The organism is Spartinivicinus ruber, from assembly GCF_011009015.1.
GTDB classification, from domain to species: Bacteria; Pseudomonadota; Gammaproteobacteria; order Pseudomonadales; family Zooshikellaceae; genus Spartinivicinus; species Spartinivicinus ruber.
Genome location: NZ_CP048881.1, coordinates 1 through 21508, shown reverse-complemented (window position 1 = coordinate 21508; position 21508 = coordinate 1). Strand labels below are relative to the sequence as shown.

Sequence of the window (21508 nt, the reverse complement as noted above, 5' to 3'; positions counted from 1 at the left end):
TTAAACCCCACGACTCAAGACTGTCTGGACTCCCTTTAGGGGGTCCGCCCTTTTCTTTCCTCCCAGTTCGTTAAGGATTAATTTACGTGCGGTTTTTAATTCGTTAATTGAGCGGTATTCTATTTCGCGTCCATTAATTTTGACGCGCAATTCTCCGCAGGCAATCGCACTGTTGATATTGTGTAAATCGTCTGTTGTAAAACTCATAATTCATTCGGATTAAATACCAAGGGGTTTTGCTCCCAAGGTAAGGCAAACGGTAGGGGTTTTTCCCAGTTCATATTTTCTAGTTTTCGGCTGTAAATAATCGCCCAGTTATAAACCATTAAATCAAAGGCTTCGTTAGCCCCATTACCGGGCTTTTCCCAGCGTCCCGCACTATCACGTACTTCATACGTTAATTCATCGTAAAACGACTCTGGTAGCCAGTCTGGGAAGTGTACAAAGCGAGGCCCCGGAAATTCCCGAAGCAAATCATTAATCACCCCATCTTTGATTTGGTGGGTATTCAACATATACAGCGGTATATCACCACGCATATTGATTTTTTTACCACGTTTAATCTTTTGTTTGCTGGGGCTGGGATACGTTAGCCGTATTAAGGTTGCATTGAACTGGCTGGCTCCCTTCACCAGCATAAAGCGCCGGTGCAATTTTTGTTGTCTGAGATTGCGGTAATATTCATAAGCTTTGGTGGTGACACCTGCTTCCCCGCCACTGTCACACGCCACTTTGAGTATGGCCATGTGTCGGCCTGAATCATCCTCAAGCAGATAGGTGCGTTTAATTACTTTTTCAGTGATTAATTCCCAATCCTCAACATAAGAACCCGGCGCTACTTGTAGTCGTTTGCCATCATCGTCTAAACGGTTAGATTTATTAATCGCAAATCGATCCAGCACAATATGTTCTAAATCCACACCCCAGCCGATGACTTGTACTTCAAACCCGGACCTTTTACCGGCTTGAATATCAATAGCCGCAGTTAAGAAACGCACCCATTCAGGCACTACTTTTAAGCCATAATTAGATGCCCGGTCAGCTAAATCACCTGCCGTACAACTCATAGTACGCGGCGGGGTAAAGGGTTTGCCCTGGTCGGTGTTAATGGTTGTTTTTAATGACTGGATTGAGCCGGTGCGTTCATACTCAATTAATGCCGCTTTGTATTTATAAACCAGTTCATTCCAAGTCTGGAATGTGGCGGTTGGCCCTTTTTGCCAGAATGACGCATAACGAGTTATACGGGGTTCGCCGTGTACCTGGCCATTTTTGTCAAGGTATTCACCTTGTCTTAACCAGCGCCCTTTTAAATTAAACTGTAGTTTTTTCTTTTCCTCATGCTCTACACCGCAATGGGGACAGGCTAAGGTGACTTTTTCACTGGCTTTTGATGGGTCGGGCTCTTCCTTATCCCATACCAGTAAATCAAAATCCGGTTCAAACCATTCTCGACAGTCGGTGCACTGCCAATAAAACAAGCGTCGATCACCCAAATTATAGAGGTGCAGAATACCCTCAGTGGGAGGGGCTTCATGGTTATGCTCAAGCCTGAAATTGGGGTCAGTAATTTCAAAGCCAGGTGAGCTTTCCGCTAGCACCATGCCCGATGACATAAAGGTCTGCGTTCGTTTACCAGCTAACATAAAGGGCGAGCCTTCCCCGCCCACATTCTGTGGCATACGGTCGTAGTCGGTTAATAGCACCCGCTTCCAATCAGAGGACGCAAATACGTTTTTAGAGGGCCAACCAATTTTTAAATAGTTACCCGCCTTTAATATTTTATCGTGAACATTGTTGTCGTATGATCGATGCGATAACGCGGCGGACGTTTCAGGGCAAGCGTGAATAGCCGGTGTCAGCCGCTTTTTACTAAATTCACTGGCTTTTTCTTGGCTAATTTGCACGATCAACATGTCAGCCGGGTCATTAGCAATGGTATGCATGGCCCAGCCATCGACTAATGAAACCGTTTTAGAAGTCCGCGCCGGACCTACAAAAATAACCGCGCTATACGCCCGAAGCTGTAGGCAATTCATGGGTTCCCACATATACGGCACAATATCACCGTCCCATTTTCCAAAGGTGCCGCCCTGGTTGACATACAAAATATCTCGGGCTGTTTTTGATAGGTTTTCGCGCTTGGGGGCTTGGATTAAATTGCTATTTTCTATGAATTGGTCAGTCGTTGAGGCGTACATGTTCCTGTTAACTGCTGTTGTAAAGTCATGTGTAATTGATTACGGAACTGGTCGCACTGATTTTCGAGTAGGTCCAATTGATCAGAGGTAAATAATCTGGTGCGCTCCATCTTGTCGGGTAATGACTCGAAAAAAGCAACCAGGGTTTTCATTAATTTAATCGACTCTTGCCGTACTTCTTTAGCTGGAATTAATTCACTACAAGCTAATTCAAACTTAAGGCGTTCGTTCTCGGATTGATACCAGTCCTTGCGGTCTTTAGGCGGCAAGTCTTCAGGGCTATAGCCTGGTTGAAGGTTTCGTGTTTCTGATTCATAAAACAAATGTTCAACCTCAGCAATATCATAACGATTTGCATTACCTACCTTATCAGTAGGCTCTATACCTTCTTGCCGTATTCTTTTCATAACAGTATTTCTATGAATACCATAGAATTCTGCGATTTGAGTAATATTGAGTAAATTTTGTTCTTTCATTTATTTTTCTATTATTTATTTAAGCGCTGCTGTCCCATAGAGGACCGAAATTTAGCCGCAAACTGCGCACTTGCGCTGCGTAAGCGCCTCTCAGCAGCTCAGGGTCCCCGACACCCTCCCCCGGCATCACTAACAACTACTGTCGCTTAGAACGGCTCTCAGGCAGCCTGATTGGTTTAACTAAAACAACACAAGCCATCTATACTAAACCTGTAAATTGTCTACAGGAGGTAGGTATATGGTCATGTATGTAATGTTATCAGTCGACCTCAGTCATGTTTCATCTACTGCTAGGGATAAGTTTAATAATTACCTTAAAGAAAACCAGTGGACCAAGTTAAGTCTAAGTACCACTTGGATAGCTCGTTTTAAGCATGGTGTATCAGTAAAAGATGCTCTTCAAGGGACTAAAATTGATGTAGAAAAGGCAGCTAATTATGCCAATATTATTAACTATGAGGTTGCTGCTCATGTTGGTGATCAAAAGCCTGAACAATGGCATTAACTTACCTTAAAGCCCACTGGAACGGCTCTCAAGCAGCCTGTCGAGCTTGTTATTAATTCAAAGGGTGTGGTATGAGATCTGCTATTCTTACTTAAAGTTTTGTCTAAAGTTTATTCTCATGCGCCTATACATTAGCTTCTCACTTCTAGTGGTCAGTCTTTACTCTTTTGCTGAAGACAAAAAAACTGTACAAATCACATCTGGCGAATACATGCCTTGGTCCTCAGAAACAGCTAAACATGAGGGCTTTGCTCACCATATCATTAGAGAGGCATTTAAGCGTAATGGGTATAGTTCAATTTTTCTTTTCCATCCTTGGGCTAGAAGCTATAAAGAGGGAGCGTCAGGCAAGTACCATGCCGCAGCTCATTGGACATGCACTCCTAAAAGAGCAAAAATTTTTCACTGCAGCGAACCTATCTATGAAGAAGATTATGTGTTTTTTCACTTCAAATTAAGACCAGTACAGTGGGAAACACTAGACGATCTAAACCAGTACAGAATTGGCGCAACTAGAGGTTATGCATACTCTGCAGAGTTTTGGAAAGCCCACAAAACAGGTCGGTTAAATATTATCGTCAACAACTCAGATGAGATAAATTTTAACATGTTATTTAAGAAGAGAATTGATATTTTCCCGATGGGTAGCGTTTCTGGGTATAGTTTTTTACTACAAAAGTATTCTAATACACAAGTTCAGACATTAACATATAACTCTAAGCCGCTCATCACTTATACCAATCATCTTCTTTTTCCTAAGAAAAGAGCTGATGCACAACAGTTACTCAAAACATTTAATGCTGGATTAAAATCTATGAGAGACGATGGCACTTACGAAAAATACTACGACTTATTATTAGAAGGGTATTATGATCAGCCATAACCTATTGCTGAGAAAGCCTCTCTAGCACCTTATCAAGTTTACTATTAATAAGCTTGATATCTCCCCTCATCTCAGCCCGAAAATCCTTAAAACTCTGCTCTAGGTGATCAGCTCTGGTAGCATTAATATCAATACGCTTATCCATTGAGAAGCCAAAGATAAAACCAGAAACAATCAATGAAAAAGTTGCAATAATGTGGGTGATGCCTACCTCTTTCTTGAAAACCCACCCGTCTTCTTGTGTTGTCATTCCTCCTAATTCCTTATTTATTTAATTAATGTGTTGAGCGCATCCGTTTTAGTCTTGCTAAACCCTTGCCTGTTATTAAGGGTGTGATGCTGTCTTTCAATCCCCAATGAGAATGCATATATTGGCTTAGCTTTACATCCATATAACCACTATTGATGGTGGCCTGGTATGGCTCATTGTCAGGATTAATCCACTCAACTTGCCGTAAATACTCCATTAAACGATTACGCCCAGTATTTAAAACCTTGGCCGCCTCTGCGACAGTGATAGTCTCTTCTGAAATTGTCACCTCATCATGAAAGTCAGCTTTAGGCTGTAATACAGCAATTTGTTTATTTTGCTCTTGTACCTTTTCGATTGACTGAGCTAACAAGCCTGCTATTTGTTGTGGGTTTGACCAATCAATTTGAGTTAATCCATAACCACCTGTTTTGCGGATGCTGGGCAATACATCACCTGCAACCCATTCTTCAAACTTTTGTGCTTCTGGTAACTTAGAGCGCATGATGAGTCGATAGACATCACGTTCAGGAATAATTGCCAGCCCTCGGGGCGGAATATTCAAACTCGGTATTTCACCGTGTTTGAGGCGTGACGAGGCTTTGCAGTGTGTTGCTATAGCATCAAAGGGGCGAACATAACCTAGTAGCTTTGCAACATCCTTAGCCACAAACCAAGGCTCACCCGCTTTATCAATGACGCGAATAGATGAATTATTGAACTGAAAAGGAATAATATTCAAATTAGTTTCCTGTTTTATTTTTTAAAAAGTTAATTGATTGGTTGGCTAATACGTTTCTCAATATCCGCCTAAATCCAAACGTATCGATATACACCAGGGCTAAGGCGTACATATACCACTCTGGCACGCTGGCACTCAGCACTTCAAAGCCTTGTTTTATGTGGCTTCCCATCTCTGGCACAAAGCACATCACAAGCGGCGTAACAGTCACAACTAGTAAGAAATCATCCTTCCACCCTCGCGACTGAATGCTAAGCGAATCAAGCTCTGAGGCGCTGATATTGCCTTGATGGATGTCGTCTAATTGCTTTTGGTGAATGGCTTGCTTGAGTTCAGCTTTACGTTGTCTAACGGCAATGTAAGACTGAACTACACTAGATAGTGTGTTGATAATTGTTGTGATCATGGTTAGAAAATTTTATGAAGTTAAAGCTTGCATCCATATGCTTCTGTTACTTATCAGCACTTTTTATTAACCCTATATTTGCTATCAACAAGAGCTCAGACTACCTATTTGCTACAGACTCCTGGCCGCCCTACTTAGGCCCTAAGTTAAAAAACGGAGGATTTTTTTCTGAAATAGTTAAAGAAGCCTATCGCCAGCAAGGGAAGACCGTTGATATCTTGTACACCTCTTGGAAGAGGGCTTTTGAGCTTACCAAACAGGGGAAGTATGAAGGCCTTCTTGGGGTTTATTATGTCCCAGAAAGAGAAAGTTATTTTAAATATTCCTCAGTAATATTTGATAGTCGGATGTATTTGTATAGCAAGAAGTCAAAAAACATTACTTTTAATAACTTGCGAGAGCTTTCTGGTTATCGCATAGGTATTGTCAGAGGGTTTTATTATTCGGATGAATTCAATAACGCTATATACTTAGAAAAGTATGAAAGTGTTGGCGCAAAAGAAAACATTACACTATTGGTTATTGGTCGAATGGATCTTATAGCCGCAGATAGCCGAGTAATGCAATACTACATTAACACGGCCTTTCCTAGCCTCAACAACAAATATACGCAACACCCTTTTCTTCTTCATGCCAAAAATCTACACCTAGTTATATCTAAGGCTATTCCTAACTATGAGCAACTTCATCAAGAGTTTGAAGCAGGTTTTGCTATCATGAAGAAGAAAGGGCTGGATAAGGCAATCATGCTTAAACATGGTTTCAGCCTATAGTCATTATTACCTTAGTTCATAACTTAAACTATTCGTAATTTTGCTTTAGTCCCATATAAAAATACAGGGTATTCGAATGCACACAGGCACAGTTAAGTTTTTTAATTCAGCCAAAGGTTTTGGCTTTATCGCTCCTACTGAAGGTAAAGACCTATTTTTTCATAAATCAGAGATTCAAGGCTATGAACCGCAAGATGGTGAAAAAGTAGAGTTTGAAATAGGCCAAAGTCAGAAAGGCCCATGTGCTGTTAATGTTCGAGTTACAAGGTAGCAACAAAAAAACCACCCCAACAGAGGTGGTATGCATAGAGAAGCAAAGGTCTAGACGTCCTTGCGTATACCATACCAACCGCTAACAACTATGTGATTATGTATTCAGCTAATTTTTCACATAGGCAGAATGAAAGCAGCAGGCACTTTCTATGTATAGCGGATTTCAGAGTTTTTACAATGTAAGGATAAAGCCAACTGCTGCCAAGGTACTAACCTAAAGGAGTAATGCGAGTGGCTAAAAACCAACAGACAGCAGCGGCCTTTTATAAGTATAGCCGTTAGTGCAACCTACTTACTGGCGGGGCTTCGTCAAAGTCTTCTGTTAAATACAACAGATCATGTAACGACAGTACTTGCCCGTTGTAGCCTGGCCTGCCCTTCAGCACTTCATAACGTCCAAGCATTTGCTTGTAAATTGGCATCATTGGCTCAGTTGGCGGGTAACACAGCATATCTTCGCTAATTACTCTTAGCCCTGGCATGTCTTCAAAATCTTCACTACGAAGCAAGGCCATAAAAAAGCCTTTAATTTCTTCATAATATTTATCAGACTCACTGAAGCCATTGAACACCACTTTTGCTTGATCTATTTTCTCTTTTTCATCAGCAGTCAGCTGGTAATAGCTGGCTTCCATTACATCGAAAAGCTCCATTATTTCGAGCACTTCCAATTGTACTTCTCTAGGCAGTTCGGGGCCTCCATTGAATAATTCAGGGTAAAGCGTGGTTAAGTTAAGGTTGAGCATGTCAATGTAATACTCATATTTATACTGCTGATAGCGCCCTTGCTCTTTGTCTAAGAACGGGTACAACAGCTTGAGTATTTTGTATTGATTGCGTAGTACGGCTTTTTGGAAATAATCGAGTTGGTATTTATTTGTCATTGTTTTTCCCACCACTCTCCCACATCAAAATTAGGACAGGTTTTCTTAGGGTCTAAGTCTGTATGTCCGCATATCTCGGCTAGCGGGTGCTGGTCTTTCCACCGCGTCAATACACGCTCTAGGCTGTCTAACTGGTCTGGCGTAAACTCATCACGACCAACCAGGCAAACACCTAAACTGTTGCGGTTATGCCCTTTAACGTGAGCACCAGGCCAGAACTCAGGGCGGCCATTCTCGATTACCCCATCACGCCGAATAACCTTGTGATAGCCGATACCTGACCAACTCCGTTGTACATGCCATAGGTGTATATCAGCGGCGGTAACGTCCCGGTCGTCTGGCGTGTCTGAGCAATGGACGACGAGTTTTGTTATTTTCATTTTCTAAAAACCAATTTATATCAGACACAACTATTGATCTACATCAGTTCTGTTTAGTGAGAATTAAAATAATTTATGTGTCGTATAATTTTATATTAACGAGGAAAGGATTATGTTAAAAAATATTCTTAAGTTATCCATGCTGTGCTTAGCTATCAGCTCATCATCTGGTGTTTTTGCTGATTCAGCAAGCTATGAAGGTGGTACACTTCCTACAAAGTGCTACTTTAGTCCTGTATCATGTTTCTGAAAACAAACAAAAAAAGCCCCAACAATGTGGGGCTTGAAAGGATATTAATTGTTTGTTTTTACAACTGAGTGGACCGATTATAGTCCACCCAATATGAATAAATTATTAACTTAGCACTCTATTACCTTTTGGTGGTCTTGGGCAGCTAGGTCCACCTTTTACAGTAAATGTAGGAACAACACTAGGTCTCATCCCACCACGGCTTGTTGCTAAACCTGCAAACTCAACAGGCTTACTAACTACACTACCTTCTTTAAGTGGCTTAGGCCAGTGGGGGCCACCAGGTGCGAACTCAATTGATGTAGATACAACTCCAGGTTTAAAAACACCATGATCGAGTGCAAAATTGGCAAAATTTAAAGGGAGCGGACAAACCTTTAACCTACATACAATTTCTTGCGTGGCCAACCTAAACTCTGGTGGTAAGTCTATAGCTCTAAACTCGTCATTTTTAGTCACCAAATCTGCATGGGCGCTATTAATACCCACAACAGCTAAAGCTGTAACTATTATCTTTTTCATGGTTAATTATTTTCTTTTTGACGTAAGGATCGCGGATTATACGACTTAAGCGGTATAGATAAAGATGACAACAAAGAGACCAAAACAATAAATTCTTGGTAAAAATAGCCCCATAGGGATGGGGCTTTTACAATATTAACAATGATTGCTATGTTTAGGAAAGTAATCTAAACAACAGGCGCATTATATCAATATGAGTTACGAACTTAAAAAATAAATATTTTTATATTAGCAAAATTCATCAGGAATTGGATCCTCAGAGCGTATAAGATGAAAGCTAATAGCTTTCTCTATAGCTTGTTGTAATTCAAGTACAGCATCAGCCTCTGCCATATGTTTTTGTCTTCTTAAATCCCTAATTTTAGTTGATAAACCACTTCTATACACTTGCCATGTCACATTCTGACTTTTAACTGGTACTATCCAACTACATTTTGGCATAGCACGAACCGCTTTAAAATATTCTCTCAAGTGAATACTCATTATTTAAATAACTCCTGTATAAAAATTATATTAAGTCCCTGAAAGGCCCATGCGACATACTCTCTATCGACGAGTCATCATGAGGTGATTCGATATTACAACTGGCCTTGTTTGCCTATTTGCTCAAAAGCGACTCCGTTAAAGCGCAGAACGAAAAAAGCCCCGCAGGTTGGCGAGGCTTTCGAGAAGATATAAGTTACTTAGTATGGAAAATATTATGCCAGAATCATTTCACTCAGTCAATCATTAATTTTAATTATTTCCTTTAAACTTGTATGCAAGGATAAAATTTTTTATCTCTTCAACTGGTTTAAACCATTCGCCTTTTACCCGATATTTAGCAAACTCTTCATGTAAAATTTTTTCCATGTAGTCCTTTGCTTTAAACACACCTAATAGTTTTAGCTCTACAGGGGAGGCAGAATTTAACGAACACATTCTAGCCTGTACATCTTTCGTTCTACCTATTTTGATTAAACCATCTTCGCCAGCTTGTACAAAATAAATATACGAAACTCCTTTAGGCAGACTACGTTCTGATTTTGGTTTTACTTTTGACCTAGCTTTATCCAAACAAGACTGACACCAGTCATAGCCAATAGCTGGATCATTAATACACCCTTTTGAGCTACACAAAGCAGGCAAGGCATAACTATAAACTGGTGGTACTAACTGTTTTTGCATCAATAGTCCTTAGTGAAATAGCTTGCCTGATAAATGCTTGATACCTAACTCAACGTCTTTATGAAGTACTTCGACTGCCTCCTGATAAACCTTTTTCCACTTCCGATAAAAAGTTGTTTGTGGAATGCCTGTTAAGTCTGCAATCTCTTTAACCGTTGGATACTTATGCCCTGTTGCCGCACAGCTCTTACACTTCCCGCGCCGTGTAACCCCAGTTCCATTACAGAACTTACAAATATTGTCAGATACCACCTCATAGATAGCCGCTTTCATCACCTGTTTACCTTCGTCGCTTTGATAATTAAACCGCTCACTTACCAGCTTGGTTAACTCATTGATAACTGTGTGATCGTTGGAGTACTTAACCCTAATCAACAGGTAGGGTATATCCTCCATGCCAGCACAGGCCCCCGCCACCATGTTAGAGGTAATTTCAGGAATGCCCTTATCACCTCCACCCATTGCGTTATAATTAATCCCCTTCGCAGCCATTAAGGCCATTAAATTTGCGCTCATGTTCGTTTCTCGTTCTTATAAATTCATATAGTTATTAATTTCGGTTTGTGCAGCTTCGATGCCCCTGCAAACGGTTGCTAGGTAGCCTTGCTCTGCTAGCCTGCTTATCCATTCTTTTTGGTTGGCAGAAACTGCCGTCTTTGTTGGTGGGCTGGCCTTAAACTCAATCATTAGCCCGTGATACCTGCCCTTTGGCACCATCACAAAGATGTCAGGAACACCTGCCTTTACGCCTTGCCGCTTTAACTTATTTGCTGTTTGAATATTTCGCTTGCCGCCATTGGGCGGATGAAAAGTTAATCTGTATGCGTCTGGGTGCTCTACCCGTAACCAACTAAAAAGCTGCTCTTGTTCTTGTCCTTCTAAATCTCTCATTGATTATTATTTGGTATTCTATTGGATTGATCATTTTTTGATTTATCACATATTTTCACATGGGAAATGTGAGAATGATGTGAAAAAGGAAAGTAAGAAATATACTTATATAATAGTATATATTTATATATATTATTATTTATCACATTATCACATCACTTTTAGCACCCTTTTCTATTTTCACTTTTGGAAATTTATTTACTTAAAACCCATGTGAAAATGTGAAAAGTGCTCTAGCCCAGTAACCACGCCGTCTACATTTCACATGAGTAGTTATGTGAAAATGTGTGAATTATGGATTTATGTACACCCAAGCAGCTCTCGGTCTGCCATAGGTATTAACATTGGCCATAAACTGAGCTTTACCACGATTCATCAACGCCTTTTTAATCTGCTCAAACTGTCGCGGGTCCAGTTTTGAGAAAGCAGGCTTTCTGCCCATCTCATATTCAGTCAGCCCTTTACCACCAGCCAGCCTTAGAGCCTCCTCACACGCCTTAAGTTGTGTCTCAAACTCAGAACCACCTACCCGCCGTATAACCGTATCAACAAGCTTAAAGTCGAGATAACGCACGTAATCGATAGCCCATTGTGTCAGGCTGTGGTGAATTACCCGGTTAGCCTGGTCAACTGACAGCGACAGAATAAGCGCCAATCTCATAGCCTTTTCCCTGGTTCGGGTTAACAGCACATACAACTCTGAATCAGTGAGCTGTTGTTTCTTGTCGTTTAACTCAGCTTCGAATTCATCTAACAGCTGTAGGCTTTTTTCATCAAAGAACAACACATGTTGTTTAGGCATCTCATGGCTAGGCTTAAACGGTATTAAATTACCCACTAGCTTTGTTCTAACCTGTCGTGTCCACTCGATAATGGTTTTAGGCACTGGCCGCGCTTCAGGCTTAACTGATAGCTGCATAGGCAGATCGCTTTCCATGATTAAAAACCGGCCTAAAAAACCATCCCTCACTAACTGAGGTGTAAGGCATTGGTAAAACGTCCCTGGTGTCGTCATTCCGAATAAAGTAATAGCCGGATTAGACACCCTCTGAGGCCGCTCTAGGTCTTCCTTCTTCACAGACATTGTAGAGTACGTCTGTGGTCGTAAAACACCGTCACAGCGGCTCCAGACCTCTATCAGTTGCGTGATAGCTTCCTCTCTGTGCGAATTGCCTTTTCGGTGCGAGCTTTCCAGGTATTTACCAAACTCATCAATAATCGTTATATGGTTAGGATGTGCTAATGCTTGGCTCATCACGGCACCCGTTGAGGTATAACCGCTACCAGCCACTAAATCCCCATAACCAGCAGTTTCTAACACTGATTCAATGATTTTTTTACCGTGTTCTTTACCCTCACCCGATTTAGCCACATTCAAAAAATACAACGACGAAAAGTTGTCTTGATCTGTCTTGTAATACCGACCACACACTAAACTCCCCAGCGCTAAAGCAGTCTGTACAGCTAATGCCGGTTGCTTTTTAACAGCCGTATCATTGGCATAATCCACTAGCTCACCTAACGCGCCGGGGACTTTGTAAAGATGGCTAGGCATCTCGTCCAGCACTTCAACTGTCGGCTGTTGTGGCTCAGGCTTTTCGTGCTCCAATGAAATGGCGGCACCTGGGTTATTGCGTAAGTGGGTTAATGCCACGCTAGCAACTGTCGTGTTTAGCTCTTGCTGGTCGAGTGGTGCCGGGTTGCTGTTATTCCATTGGCTAACCAATTGGGTAACGGTTTTTAGGTCGTACCCGGCTGTAATGTACTGCCCTGCCAGGCTAGCCGCTGCGTTGTTCCGTCCACCCTCCTCTACTGGGCTACCGTCGTGTTTCGTTGGCAAATAAGCATTTATGCTAAAACCAAAGTTACCAATGGTCTTATCTTCAGCGTTAAACGACTTTATTTGCGTGATGTCATCACGTAAAAGGTACGGCAAATCATGCACTGAATTAATTGGCCAGGTTGGGTCAAGTTCCCACTCATACACAACACCTGTGTAATGTACAGAACCTGGCGCTACGACATAACCACCTTCCCCTCTAACATCTATTTTTGTAGTGGTATTGGCTGAGTTGCGGATCTCAATGCTTTTGTCGTACTGGAAGTAATAGTGCTTGCCTTTGGCTGTTTTGACCTTCCAAGGGGTGCGCCCTACTTTCCCCGACTCCATGAATTCGACGGCTTCTTTAGAGTCGGCATCAACCACCACCACGCTTTTACCTGTGATGATTCCATAATTGGCATGGGGCCAGCGTTGCACCCAGCTTGCTATCTCGTCGTCTGTCGGCTCTTTATCCTGGTACTGCTTCCAGCTGATAAGGGGATTTTTAGGCCACTGTTGTTGTGCTTTGTCTTGATCACTCTTGCAGCGTTCCTGTAAAAAGAATTCGGTTATTTTTTCAAAAGGGGAACCAAGTGGGATAATGGTAAAACCCTGCTCGACCAGCTCCCACGCTAATTCATCAGTTGTTTTTAATTTTGTGTCTGTCATTGCTTACTGCTAATTAAATTCGTAGCTCATTATTTTTTTAAATTTGCCATCAGGTTTGACTTGTATGGCCCTGGGTGTTTTAACTTGAATGGTTTGCAGCACCTTCACAGCTTCAAGGCTGTTACACGGTAACGGGCTGTCATACCCGACACGTTGCACCCACCACGTTTGTGCTTTGGTCTTTGCATACCCTTCATGCTCTGGACAAACCCACTCATTAATAAAATCAAAGCCGGTTCTGTAGGCCACACGAATGGAGTTAGGCGAGCCCTTTTTTTGATGCACAAAGTAATTCACGTCATTCACTGGCACCCATTCAGCTTCAACCTGTGAGCTTAAAACGGCATCTTTTGAGGCTTGTATTTCGTGCTTCGGCTTCTCTTTAATCTCAAAAATATGGCCACACTCTTCACACTCACGCCGAGCTGCCAGCTGTAATAGAAGACACTCGGGGCATTCTCTAATAGGTGCTTGGCCTTTTTTCTTCCTGGCTACGTTGGTTACTGTCACCTGGTCTATTGGCCCGTGGCGCTCGATGTTGCCGCCGTAATCCAATACAAGACAGTTGGTTTTGCCCGTCTCTGGCGATATGCGCAGCCCACGCCCCATAATCTGCATGTAAAGCCCTGGGGATTTGGTGGACCTAAGCAATACCAGTAAGTCGGTTCTAGGTGCATCAAAGCCGGTTGTAAGAACACCTTGTGAAATTAAACAACGTAAATTGCCTGTTGTGTAACTTCGAATGAGGTCTACCCTTGCGCTTAGAGGCGTTTTTCCATGTATTAGCCCACAATGGATGCCTCGCTTTTTCAGCTTGTCTTCTATCGCTAAGCAGTGGTTTACTGATACCCCAAAGATCAACCAGCTTTGCCGGTCTGCCCCTAGCTCGCATATCTCATCTAAGGCTTTATCTGTCAGGTCGTTTTTGCTGACAGCCTTTTCCATATCCTTAGTAGCAAAGTCGCCCTGCTGAGTCCGCACGCCAGTTAAATCGATTTTCTCTCGACCACCTTTGGTGACTAATGGGCTTAAAAACCCTTCATCAATCAGTTGCTGTATATCGGTTTCATAAACAATTTTATGAAATAATGGGTTGTCCCCTTCCGTTAACAGCCCGGATTTAGTTCGGTAGGGCGTAGCTGAAAAGCCCACCATTCTAAGCTTGGGATTCATTAAGCAAGCGTGCTGCAAAAACTTGCTGTACAGGGTGCTGTCTTTTTCAGCATTAATTAAATGGCACTCATCCACTAACACAAAATCATAAGGTGGTAGATCAAATGCCTTGCTATGTACGGATTGGATACCCGCAAATAATATTTGTGAATCCGTGTCTTTGCGCTTTAGGCTCGCTGAATAAATACCAATATCGAGATAAGGGTTAATAGTTTTTAGCTTTGCGTAATTCTGCTCTAGTATCTCTTTCACATGGCTGAGTACTAAAAACCGTCGGCCTGGGTTTTCACTTAATAATTCCTCAATAAGCTTGGCAATAATGACCGACTTGCCCCCGCCAGTAGAGACACATACAAGCGGGTTGCCGGTTTCTTCAGTTAAATATTTATAAACCGCGTCAATCGATTCTCGCTGATACCAACGAAGTTGCATGGTTAGCCCTCCGTTAGTTGTGCGTTAAACGCTTCTCGTAGCGTACTGACGTTGCTGTCAGTTAAAAGGCTTTTGTCGTCTACTGCCCGAATCTCGCTACTACTCAATTGCTCCGGGTCTTCACCACTAATAAATATTTCGCCTGTTTCTTTCAAAACGTATTTAATCCAATAGTCACCCGCGTCTAACACCTCAGCAAAATTAACCAACAAATACGGGTTGTACATGTGTGATTGGCAACCCCACTGCTGTTGTTCTTCTGTTAACGTGACGGCATAACGCTTACATTCCCAACGCCCTTCCGTTTCAACACCGACATGTAAGCAGGTCCGGCAATTGACCGCTGGCGCTTTATTTCCATGGCAAATAGCCTGGTGATCACAGAGTTTGCACTCATACCAACTAGGGTTATCACTGACTTTATCGAGCGGTTTATCACTGCAAATAATTCGGGCGGCTTTCTCGATATGCCGGTCTGCATGGTCTTGATCAAACTCAACAAACTCACCGTATAATTCGTCTGTATCTTTATTGACTGCAATATAAAACGCGTTATGTATTTTGCTTGCTGACATGTACATTTGCATTTGCGTGTAATGCTGCGGCTTGGCTTCTTTAACGCCTTTTTTCTTTAATTGTTTAAAGCTTTTATCGCTATGGGTTTTCATTTCAACGACATGTTTTTGAGTGGGGTTTTCAGGAAACCCCATGGCAATACCGTCAAGGCTGCCCCCAAAAAAACCATCACACGCTTGGATTTGATATTGCTTACCCGTCTGAGGGTTAACTGTGTTCAGTTTAACCCCAATTGCCTGTAAGTCAGCTGCAAAGCGGTCTTCGGCCAAGTGACCTGTATCAAACAGCCGGTACAAACGCCCTTCTAAGTCGCTGGGTGTACACCACCTGAAGTCATACCAGATAGCGCGCTCGCAAGGTTTGCCAATGATGGAAGCGCCGAGATGGCCGCGAAAACCGTTGTCAGATTTGTTTTTATAATGCAGATAAATAGTATTAATTGTTTCAGTTGCTAGATTTTGCTCCATTATTTTTTAAATAATTAATTACCACCCTGATTGCTGCCCTGGCTGATTAAATGGCGGCGTATGGGCGGCGATAGGCTGCTGTTGTGGTGCTTGGGGCTGCATGGGTTGTGCTATTGGTGCATACCCTTTAATTTCGTTCTGCGGCCCATATTGCGGGTTATTTTTAATCTTCAAGGTAATCATACAACTCTGGTTTAACAGTTGATCACTGTCGCTGGCATTAGGTAAACCAATAGCCAAACACAATGCAGATAACTGACCACGGCCTATTTGCTCCGCCTGTGGGTTTGGGTGAGAAATATTATAATTATTGAAAATCACTCTATTTACATACTCTCCCTCAGTAATCACAAACTTCACTTTTATATAAGCGCCAGTATTCGCACTGTTAGGCTTAATTTCAGCCTCTGTGATGATTGCGGGATAATCCCCCGGCGGAATCGGTTTAAACCCTTCTTCAGGCGGATGTTCACTTAAATTAAATCCAAAATTAGCCATTAATATTCGTTCCTACTGCTTTATTATTTTGTAATGCGGTTACAAATGCCCCCCAATCGAGTGGCAGTTTTTCCGGTAAGTTAAAGCGGTTCTTAGCGATATACGCAGGCTTCTCTACTGTGTAGATATTCCGCTGCCCGGTACCGATGCCGCGTGTTTTTTCTTTACCAAAACCCACATCTGTCTTTTGTACAACGGTCTGGTAATTACAGAAAAACACACAATCTAAACTTTCCTGCACCAAAGCACTGGCCTTGTCATGTAGCTTAATTTGATAGCGGTCATAAGGTTCACACTCAGGACTATCAAACCGTTTAATGTGGGCATGGGCGGTTAAGATATACGCCATGTTTTTTTCATTTCTGAGCCGGTCGAGTAAATCGAGTATTTGCCGCCAGTTGTTCAGTGCTTCTAGATAACCCTTACCAAAGCCGAAATCCTCAATACTGACCTTGCCTGCTTTAACGGCTGTGTGTTCCCACACCAACGGCTCTAAATGGTCTAACGAGTCGAGCACCACGGTTTTATAGTCGTGCTCTTCGTTTAGCAGCGCATTGAGTGCGCCGATGACATCCTCATAGCTCTTCAGCAATGGAAACGAATCAACGGTTAACTGCCCTGCCCCGTCTTCCGTAAATAAAAAAATGGGGTTAGGTGCATTAGCTGCAAATGTCGTTTTACCAATGCCATGTGTGCCGTAGAGCAATATACGCGGGGCTTGCTTCCCCTTTGTTTTCGATATGCTGTTTAGTGAAATGGCCATTAGTGCAGCTTCTCCACTTCAACAGCCGTCTTTGTGGGTGTTGTTGTAATTATGTTGCTTACCATCATAAATTTATTCGGGCTGGCGTCTCTCAACCTTATAAACTCAGCTTTGTTAATTTCATACTTCACACGGAAAACATCAGCAAACACATCTGAGCCAATTAAATTGATTAAGTCGTGTACTCGTTCCTGATCAACTTTTCGCTTGAGCGTTGATACTGTTCTGACTCGGTACTTATCTGATCTTTGGCTTCTACTGCCTTCTACTTCACGGCCAATCACATCAATAAGGCGCTCTTCAATGCTTAACCGATGCTCTCTCGCTTCCCGTTCTTTTTGTTTTGCCTGCTCTAAAAGCGAGGCCAAAAAATCCACACAATCCAGTTTTGTTTGTTTATCGTCCATTTCTGTTTTTTTCATTAGGTACATATCACTTTCATCATTCTTTTCATTCCATCGAGGGCCATCATAAACAATATCGTTTAACTAAACAATATTGTTTAACTTTTTTATTTGATTCACTTTTTTTGACACAAAAAACAGCCAAATGTATAGTCCAAACACTAACTAAACAAATTTGTGTAACTTATGTTCGCCTTAGATATAGACTCTGAAGTAATTGAAAAATACTGGTGTGAAGTTGGTAAACGCTTAGAAACAGCAAGATTACGCACTGGGTTAAACAAAACTGAAGTAGCTAAACAATTTGGTATAACTTTAGGAAGACTTGCCAATTTTGAATATGGGACAAGAAAGCCCAACTACTTTCAACTTGAAGAATTTGCACGCTTCTATGGTGTTAGCGCAGCATGGCTCGCAGGGTATGAAATAGATCATTCAAACTTAGTTCACTTATCTCAAGAGCAAACTAAAGAGGATGATAATTTTGCTCTCACCAAAGACTGGCTAAATCAACGCAACTTAACTAAAGATGATGTTTCAACAGTTCCTGTAAATGATGATTGTATGGACCCAGTGCTACACAAGAGTGATCACATAGTCATCAACAAGAAAGCTATTCTTTCTGAGAAAAAAGATTTATTTGCTATCAAGGTACATGAAAAGATTTGGTTTCGCTGGCTTCAGGAAACAGAAGATGGTGATGTTATAATTGAATCATTAAATGAAGATGTTTTTTTCCCCGACCAGAAAGTTAGTAAGGAAAAGTTTTCACAAATTGAAGTATTGGGCCGTGCTGAAGTTATTTTTCGAGAGAGATGAGTAGTTAAACAAAATCGTTTAACTTTGATCACAAAACAACCAGACTTAATAAAAAACCTCTCGCAATATGAGTCATAGCAGCTCATAAGCCTAAGTCTCATCTTACTTAGCCGGTTAACACACACCTCTGTGTTTTTTTCACGGTTTTGTGATAGTGTACGCCTGATATTATGCTTTTATGGCGGGTGGAGAAAGCTCAATACAATACCACTCTGTGGAAATAAGCTTCATCAGGATTCCGAGAGTTCCTGATAGTTGACACCTGCCGCCATTTATTAAACAATGGAGAAACTAACTAAATAAATCTCTCTCGGTAATAAAATGAATAATCATCAAAATTTCATCATTCCCAAAATACTTTCATTCCTCACCCGTAGTCCGTCTGTAGACTGTATATCTAGCAGCTAATCAGTCGCCTCTACACATTTAATTTTTATTTTATTCGCACACTGTCGCAGGGTTTTCGCTCGCCCTGAATAACTGTTAGTGAAGAATTTCACCTGACATCAAACGCTTAAATATACGACAGTTATCGCTTATTAACCTGGAAAGTATTAAGGGTTTGCATGTCTATTGCGGCTATTAAATGGGCTAATCAACAGAGCCTGGCTGTTACACCTAAAGCTATTCTAAAAGCATTGGCCGAAAGAGCTAACGAGTTCAACCAGTGCTGGCCTTCTATTCAGACTATTTGTGAGGACTCTGGTGCGTCTCGTTCATCAGTTAAGCGTCATATCAAAACATTAAAAGATCAAAAAATAATCTCATATATTAATCGCAAAAACAAAAGTGGCCGCGAAAATACCTCTAATCTTTATATCCTGAATATACCAAAATCCCCGAATTCTGCATCGGTTCAAGCTGACCCTACCCCGGTCCAGCCTGGACCCCAAACTATCAATGAATTAAATAAATATTCTACTACTGATCAAGCAGAGTCTAAAAATTCACCAGATAAAAAAATAAACAATAAAAAACCAATGACAATGGATTGGGAGCCAAATTGGGACACTCTAGACCAGGCATTAGAAAACTTAGGCATTAACCACGGATTTGCCGCCGAACAGTTAGACGAGTTTCGTATGTACTGGCTAGACAATGGTAGTAAACGTACAGGTTGGAACGCTGCATTTTTAAATCACCTTCAGCGCCAATGGCCCCGCCACTTGCAACAACTGAAGTTGCTGGAGGCTAGACAGCTTATGACAGAGCGCCGCACGAATCACCTTAACTCATTATACAAAGAACCACATACCACTCGTGAAGTCCTTACAGACACCTCATGGGCAGACGGTATCAACTTTGATAATGACCTTAAAATAAACAACTGCAATCAAAAGAGCGAACATGAACAATTCAATTGCTACCAATCAAAGCCAGCCTATTGCTATGAGCAAGAGCAAAATAACAGCTTGCTTTAATTACTACAGAGCAATGGCTAGCGGCATCGAGACTATTAGCAAAACACTGCTAGAAAATGAGGGTGGTTCTCTCCCTCATGACCGGCTACAGGACATTTACATACTGTCAAACAAGCTAAAAGAAGAGTTGGAATTAATCATTAATGAGTAAGGAAATTCTAGGTAACGAAGTGATTGGCATACAAAGCCAGTCACTGACTGAAACTGAGCTGCAAATTCTTGTAGCTCTGGCCGATGGCAAAACAGACAGCCAGGTAGAAAAGGAGTTAAGCACTGACATAACCATCGCCAGTCGTCCGATATTTGCGAAACTTGGAGCTAAGACCAAAACACACATGATGAGTCGTGCGTTCTTGCTGGGTGTGCTGCTACCAAGGGCTTTAAGTGCCCTACTCTGCTTGGCTATGGTCTTGCCAGATGATGGGTTTAGGCGTGAGAGAACAAGGATTAGAGGTTCTTATAGTAGGCTGATTGTTTGATTTGAATGTCACTATACTCTCGTCCTATGTAAACAAGACGAGGGTATTTAGTTGTCAGTTAATTTTACATTAATCAAAATTATTCTAATAATTCTTTATTAAACTTCATATAAACATTACCACTTTTACATATTTTTTCCTGTCATTATTGTTGTATTAAATAAACTCGTGCAATCATTGATGATAGGGAAATATATGAAAACAATTGTATTATTATTAATCAATTTAATTTTATCAAGTACAGCAAATGCCATTCCAATAGAATTTACTCATACAGGAATAGGCTCTGGATCAATAGGAAACACCAACTTTTTAAATAAAAATATTACATTCACAGCTTTTGGGGATACTGAAGATAGAATCAAGTTTGACGGTCATGGCTTTGCAATTCAGCACTTAACCGCCAAAGTAAAAATTGATGGTTTGGGTATATTTGACTTTATTTCAAAAACACGCACTTTTGTTAATAACAATTCTGCAATTGTTGGATTTTCAAGAAGTGTAGACCTTGGTCATAGTGGTACCGACCTATACAATGGCCCTTCTGATTCCTTATTTAACACTTGGGATATGCTTTCCTCTACTAACCTAATTTCTGGTAGCGCCAGATTCTTACAATGGGGAGTTGATATTATCACTAATAGTGGTGTTTTACTCTTTGAAAATGTCACTTCATCAACAGCCTCTTTCAAAGCTACGATTAAGCACATTTCAGAGCCTCCCTTTTGGCCACTAATGATGGTAGGCATGGCTGGATTATTACTGCGCCGCACTTTTGTAGCTAATTGAACACTTCTACACTTGAAACAGTAAATCCCCCTACCCTGCCTGATGGTGGGGTAATGCGTTTAATTAATTTAAAGGGTAATTACGAAGGATCAGCCAGGAACACTTGATCTTCCCCATTTAGCGTACACCCATCTTTAACCTTCCCCATATAATCGACTACATTAGCTGCAAAGCTAGAAGTCATGAGCAGCGAAGAAAAAAGTATATTTTTTATTTTAATATTTGTTCTTTTGTTAATAAAAATACTTAAAGCATTTGATATGTCTACCTGAAATAATATTTAAGAGCAAAAGACTTTACATATATTTACATTTGCCGACAGAAGTTGTATGAATTGAATGGAAAATCATCACTGACTGGGAGAAGGTAAACGCCCTACTCTGTTTGGCTATGATCTTGCCAGATGATAGGGTTGAGGATTAAGGGTTCTTTAAAGTCTGCAGAAATAGTAATAGTGTGGTATAAAATTCAGATCAACTTATACACAAATTCATATTTTTCTGGTTTTGTCGCTTCTTAATAACAGCAAGATAATAATTTTCTAAACTATACATTTCCAGCACTAGTTAGAAAATGTAAATATCAAAACATAG

27 protein-coding genes are annotated in these 21508 nt (G+C 41.3%); 8 read left to right on the top strand and 19 right to left on the bottom strand.

Going from position 1 to position 21508, the window contains the following annotated elements:
• From G4Y78_RS31850 to G4Y78_RS30215, 3 genes are read right to left on the bottom strand one after another with little or no spacing between them, the layout of a single operon-like run.
• A complete protein-coding gene (locus G4Y78_RS31850) occupies window positions 1-207 on the bottom strand; it encodes a phage head-tail joining protein (protein ID WP_408022106.1) in 207 nt (68 codons plus the stop codon).
• Entirely contained in the window at window positions 204-2201 is a 1998-nt protein-coding gene (locus G4Y78_RS30220) for a phage terminase large subunit family protein (protein WP_163836941.1), read from the bottom strand. The genes G4Y78_RS31850 and G4Y78_RS30220 overlap by 4 nt, the downstream gene beginning before the upstream one ends.
• Entirely contained in the window at window positions 2171-2677 is a 507-nt protein-coding gene (locus G4Y78_RS30215) for a DUF1441 family protein (RefSeq protein WP_163836940.1), read from the bottom strand. Before G4Y78_RS30215 ends, G4Y78_RS30220 begins: the two co-directional genes overlap by 31 nt.
• A gap of 238 nt (window positions 2678-2915) precedes the next feature.
• Between G4Y78_RS30215 and G4Y78_RS30210 the strand changes: the two genes are divergently transcribed.
• Both G4Y78_RS30210 and G4Y78_RS30205 read left to right on the top strand, forming a co-directional pair.
• Window positions 2916-3182, top strand: coding sequence for a hypothetical protein (locus G4Y78_RS30210; protein ID WP_163836939.1), 267 nt, complete (start codon window positions 2916-2918; stop codon window positions 3180-3182).
• A gap of 118 nt (window positions 3183-3300) precedes the next feature.
• Window positions 3301-4065, top strand: coding sequence for a substrate-binding periplasmic protein (locus tag G4Y78_RS30205; protein WP_163836938.1), 765 nt, complete (start codon window positions 3301-3303; stop codon window positions 4063-4065).
• 1 nt (window position 4066) lies between these two features.
• Here the strand turns inward: G4Y78_RS30205 and G4Y78_RS30200 are convergent, their stop codons facing one another.
• Genes G4Y78_RS30200 through G4Y78_RS30190 form a run of 3 tightly spaced genes read right to left on the bottom strand, consistent with a single transcriptional unit; the run spans window position 4067 to window position 5463 of the window.
• The gene (locus G4Y78_RS30200) at window positions 4067-4315 is read right to left on the bottom strand and encodes a hypothetical protein (protein ID WP_163836937.1); all 249 of its coding nucleotides are present in this window, start codon (window positions 4313-4315) and stop codon (window positions 4067-4069) included.
• 25 nt (window positions 4316-4340) lie between these two features.
• Window positions 4341-5057, bottom strand: a complete 717-nt coding sequence (locus G4Y78_RS30195; RefSeq protein WP_163836936.1) for a BRO family protein — start codon at window positions 5055-5057, stop codon at window positions 4341-4343.
• Between the two features lies 1 nt (window position 5058).
• On the bottom strand, window positions 5059-5463 hold the full coding sequence (locus tag G4Y78_RS30190) for a hypothetical protein (RefSeq protein ID WP_163836935.1): 405 nt from the start codon (window positions 5461-5463) through the stop codon (window positions 5059-5061).
• Between the two features lie 14 nt (window positions 5464-5477).
• Between G4Y78_RS30190 and G4Y78_RS30185 the strand changes: the two genes are divergently transcribed.
• Both G4Y78_RS30185 and G4Y78_RS30180 read left to right on the top strand, forming a co-directional pair.
• Window positions 5478-6236 (top strand): substrate-binding periplasmic protein, encoded by a 759-nt coding sequence (locus G4Y78_RS30185; RefSeq protein WP_163836934.1) that lies wholly within the window; start codon window positions 5478-5480, stop codon window positions 6234-6236.
• Between the two features lie 76 nt (window positions 6237-6312).
• Window positions 6313-6507, top strand: a complete 195-nt coding sequence (locus G4Y78_RS30180) for a cold-shock protein (RefSeq protein WP_163836933.1) — start codon at window positions 6313-6315, stop codon at window positions 6505-6507.
• A 280-nt stretch (window positions 6508-6787) separates the two neighbouring features.
• Here G4Y78_RS30180 and G4Y78_RS30175 read toward each other — a convergent pair whose 3' ends face one another.
• The 13 genes from G4Y78_RS30175 to G4Y78_RS30115 all read right to left on the bottom strand — a co-directional run bounded on the left by G4Y78_RS30175 (window position 6788) and on the right by G4Y78_RS30115 (window position 17425).
• Window positions 6788-7393 (bottom strand): YfbU family protein, encoded by a 606-nt coding sequence (locus tag G4Y78_RS30175; RefSeq protein ID WP_163836932.1) that lies wholly within the window; start codon window positions 7391-7393, stop codon window positions 6788-6790.
• A complete protein-coding gene (locus G4Y78_RS30170) occupies window positions 7390-7773 on the bottom strand; it encodes an N-acetylmuramoyl-L-alanine amidase (RefSeq protein ID WP_163836931.1) in 384 nt (127 codons plus the stop codon). Before G4Y78_RS30170 ends, G4Y78_RS30175 begins: the two co-directional genes overlap by 4 nt.
• Window positions 7774-8128: 355 nt before the next feature.
• Window positions 8129-8545, bottom strand: coding sequence for a hypothetical protein (locus tag G4Y78_RS30165; protein WP_163836930.1), 417 nt, complete (start codon window positions 8543-8545; stop codon window positions 8129-8131).
• Between the two features lie 228 nt (window positions 8546-8773).
• Window positions 8774-9028 carry a hypothetical protein gene (locus tag G4Y78_RS30160; RefSeq protein ID WP_163836929.1) on the bottom strand — a complete coding sequence of 85 codons (255 nt, stop codon included), beginning with the start codon at window positions 9026-9028 and terminating at the stop codon, window positions 8774-8776.
• Window positions 9029-9280: 252 nt separating this feature from the next.
• The gene (locus G4Y78_RS30155) at window positions 9281-9712 is read right to left on the bottom strand and encodes a GIY-YIG nuclease family protein (RefSeq protein WP_163836928.1); all 432 of its coding nucleotides are present in this window, start codon (window positions 9710-9712) and stop codon (window positions 9281-9283) included.
• A 9-nt stretch (window positions 9713-9721) separates the two neighbouring features.
• Window positions 9722-10228, bottom strand: coding sequence for a hypothetical protein (locus tag G4Y78_RS30150; RefSeq protein WP_163836927.1), 507 nt, complete (start codon window positions 10226-10228; stop codon window positions 9722-9724).
• A 15-nt stretch (window positions 10229-10243) separates the two neighbouring features.
• Window positions 10244-10603, bottom strand: a complete 360-nt coding sequence (locus G4Y78_RS30145; protein WP_163836926.1) for a VRR-NUC domain-containing protein — start codon at window positions 10601-10603, stop codon at window positions 10244-10246.
• 292 nt (window positions 10604-10895) lie between these two features.
• Window positions 10896-13094, bottom strand: a complete 2199-nt coding sequence (locus G4Y78_RS30140; protein ID WP_163836925.1) for a bifunctional DNA primase/polymerase — start codon at window positions 13092-13094, stop codon at window positions 10896-10898.
• A gap of 9 nt (window positions 13095-13103) precedes the next feature.
• Complete coding sequence (locus tag G4Y78_RS30135) at window positions 13104-14699, bottom strand: DEAD/DEAH box helicase (RefSeq protein ID WP_163836924.1); 1596 nt, start codon at window positions 14697-14699, stop codon at window positions 13104-13106.
• A gap of 2 nt (window positions 14700-14701) precedes the next feature.
• On the bottom strand, window positions 14702-15742 hold the full coding sequence (locus G4Y78_RS30130) for an oxidoreductase (protein ID WP_178124491.1): 1041 nt from the start codon (window positions 15740-15742) through the stop codon (window positions 14702-14704).
• An 18-nt stretch (window positions 15743-15760) separates the two neighbouring features.
• Window positions 15761-16240, bottom strand: coding sequence for a DUF669 domain-containing protein (locus G4Y78_RS30125; RefSeq protein WP_163836923.1), 480 nt, complete (start codon window positions 16238-16240; stop codon window positions 15761-15763).
• Window positions 16233-17003, bottom strand: a complete 771-nt coding sequence (locus G4Y78_RS30120; RefSeq protein WP_163836922.1) for an ATP-binding protein — start codon at window positions 17001-17003, stop codon at window positions 16233-16235. Before G4Y78_RS30120 ends, G4Y78_RS30125 begins: the two co-directional genes overlap by 8 nt.
• Complete coding sequence (locus tag G4Y78_RS30115; RefSeq protein WP_163836921.1) at window positions 17003-17425, bottom strand: DUF7173 family protein; 423 nt, start codon at window positions 17423-17425, stop codon at window positions 17003-17005. Before G4Y78_RS30115 ends, G4Y78_RS30120 begins: the two co-directional genes overlap by 1 nt.
• Window positions 17426-17593: 168 nt before the next feature.
• Here G4Y78_RS30115 and G4Y78_RS30110 point away from each other — a divergent pair, with 168 nt between their 5' ends.
• The 4 genes from G4Y78_RS30110 (at window position 17594) to G4Y78_RS30095 (ending at window position 20915) form a co-directional block, all read left to right on the top strand.
• On the top strand, window positions 17594-18226 hold the full coding sequence (locus tag G4Y78_RS30110) for an XRE family transcriptional regulator (RefSeq protein WP_163836920.1): 633 nt from the start codon (window positions 17594-17596) through the stop codon (window positions 18224-18226).
• Between the two features lie 566 nt (window positions 18227-18792).
• Window positions 18793-19647, top strand: a complete 855-nt coding sequence (locus G4Y78_RS30105; protein WP_163836919.1) for a DnaT-like ssDNA-binding domain-containing protein — start codon at window positions 18793-18795, stop codon at window positions 19645-19647.
• Between the two features lie 143 nt (window positions 19648-19790).
• Window positions 19791-20126: a helix-turn-helix domain-containing protein gene (locus G4Y78_RS30100; RefSeq protein WP_163836918.1), complete on the top strand. Its 336-nt coding sequence runs from the start codon at window positions 19791-19793 to the stop codon at window positions 20124-20126.
• Between the two features lie 195 nt (window positions 20127-20321).
• Window positions 20322-20915 (top strand): hypothetical protein, encoded by a 594-nt coding sequence (locus G4Y78_RS30095; RefSeq protein WP_163836917.1) that lies wholly within the window; start codon window positions 20322-20324, stop codon window positions 20913-20915.
• Window positions 20916-21508: the final 593 nt, after the last annotated feature.

What these genes read in the sequence shown, in the direction of transcription:
- G4Y78_RS30110 (WP_163836920.1), top strand. Translation starts at nt 17,594, where the DNA reads ATGTTCGCCTTAGATATAGACTCTGAAGTAATTGAAAAATACTGGTGT.
- G4Y78_RS30175 (WP_163836932.1), bottom strand. Translation starts at nt 7,393, where the DNA reads ATGACAAATAAATACCAACTCGATTATTTCCAAAAAGCCGTACTACGC.
- G4Y78_RS30170 (WP_163836931.1), bottom strand. Translation starts at nt 7,773, where the DNA reads ATGAAAATAACAAAACTCGTCGTCCATTGCTCAGACACGCCAGACGAC.
- G4Y78_RS30105 (WP_163836919.1), top strand. Translation starts at nt 18,793, where the DNA reads ATGTCTATTGCGGCTATTAAATGGGCTAATCAACAGAGCCTGGCTGTT.
- G4Y78_RS30180 (WP_163836933.1), top strand. Translation starts at nt 6,313, where the DNA reads ATGCACACAGGCACAGTTAAGTTTTTTAATTCAGCCAAAGGTTTTGGC.
- G4Y78_RS30155 (WP_163836928.1), bottom strand. Translation starts at nt 9,712, where the DNA reads ATGCAAAAACAGTTAGTACCACCAGTTTATAGTTATGCCTTGCCTGCT.
- G4Y78_RS30125 (WP_163836923.1), bottom strand. Translation starts at nt 16,240, where the DNA reads ATGGCTAATTTTGGATTTAATTTAAGTGAACATCCGCCTGAAGAAGGG.
- G4Y78_RS30185 (WP_163836934.1), top strand. Translation starts at nt 5,478, where the DNA reads ATGAAGTTAAAGCTTGCATCCATATGCTTCTGTTACTTATCAGCACTT.
- G4Y78_RS30160 (WP_163836929.1), bottom strand. Translation starts at nt 9,028, where the DNA reads ATGAGTATTCACTTGAGAGAATATTTTAAAGCGGTTCGTGCTATGCCA.
- G4Y78_RS30200 (WP_163836937.1), bottom strand. Translation starts at nt 4,315, where the DNA reads ATGACAACACAAGAAGACGGGTGGGTTTTCAAGAAAGAGGTAGGCATC.
- G4Y78_RS30215 (WP_163836940.1), bottom strand. Translation starts at nt 2,677, where the DNA reads ATGAAAGAACAAAATTTACTCAATATTACTCAAATCGCAGAATTCTAT.
- G4Y78_RS30190 (WP_163836935.1), bottom strand. Translation starts at nt 5,463, where the DNA reads ATGATCACAACAATTATCAACACACTATCTAGTGTAGTTCAGTCTTAC.
- G4Y78_RS30145 (WP_163836926.1), bottom strand. Translation starts at nt 10,603, where the DNA reads ATGAGAGATTTAGAAGGACAAGAACAAGAGCAGCTTTTTAGTTGGTTA.
- G4Y78_RS30095 (WP_163836917.1), top strand. Translation starts at nt 20,322, where the DNA reads ATGAAAACAATTGTATTATTATTAATCAATTTAATTTTATCAAGTACA.
- G4Y78_RS30120 (WP_163836922.1), bottom strand. Translation starts at nt 17,003, where the DNA reads ATGGCCATTTCACTAAACAGCATATCGAAAACAAAGGGGAAGCAAGCC.
- G4Y78_RS30115 (WP_163836921.1), bottom strand. Translation starts at nt 17,425, where the DNA reads ATGAAAAAAACAGAAATGGACGATAAACAAACAAAACTGGATTGTGTG.
- G4Y78_RS30100 (WP_163836918.1), top strand. Translation starts at nt 19,791, where the DNA reads ATGAGTAAGGAAATTCTAGGTAACGAAGTGATTGGCATACAAAGCCAG.
- G4Y78_RS30135 (WP_163836924.1), bottom strand. Translation starts at nt 14,699, where the DNA reads ATGCAACTTCGTTGGTATCAGCGAGAATCGATTGACGCGGTTTATAAA.
- G4Y78_RS30165 (WP_163836930.1), bottom strand. Translation starts at nt 8,545, where the DNA reads ATGAAAAAGATAATAGTTACAGCTTTAGCTGTTGTGGGTATTAATAGC.
- G4Y78_RS30140 (WP_163836925.1), bottom strand. Translation starts at nt 13,094, where the DNA reads ATGACAGACACAAAATTAAAAACAACTGATGAATTAGCGTGGGAGCTG.
- G4Y78_RS31850 (WP_408022106.1), bottom strand. Translation starts at nt 207, where the DNA reads ATGAGTTTTACAACAGACGATTTACACAATATCAACAGTGCGATTGCC.
- G4Y78_RS30210 (WP_163836939.1), top strand. Translation starts at nt 2,916, where the DNA reads ATGGTCATGTATGTAATGTTATCAGTCGACCTCAGTCATGTTTCATCT.
- G4Y78_RS30205 (WP_163836938.1), top strand. Translation starts at nt 3,301, where the DNA reads ATGCGCCTATACATTAGCTTCTCACTTCTAGTGGTCAGTCTTTACTCT.
- G4Y78_RS30150 (WP_163836927.1), bottom strand. Translation starts at nt 10,228, where the DNA reads ATGAGCGCAAATTTAATGGCCTTAATGGCTGCGAAGGGGATTAATTAT.
- G4Y78_RS30220 (WP_163836941.1), bottom strand. Translation starts at nt 2,201, where the DNA reads ATGTACGCCTCAACGACTGACCAATTCATAGAAAATAGCAATTTAATC.
- G4Y78_RS30130 (WP_178124491.1), bottom strand. Translation starts at nt 15,742, where the DNA reads ATGGAGCAAAATCTAGCAACTGAAACAATTAATACTATTTATCTGCAT.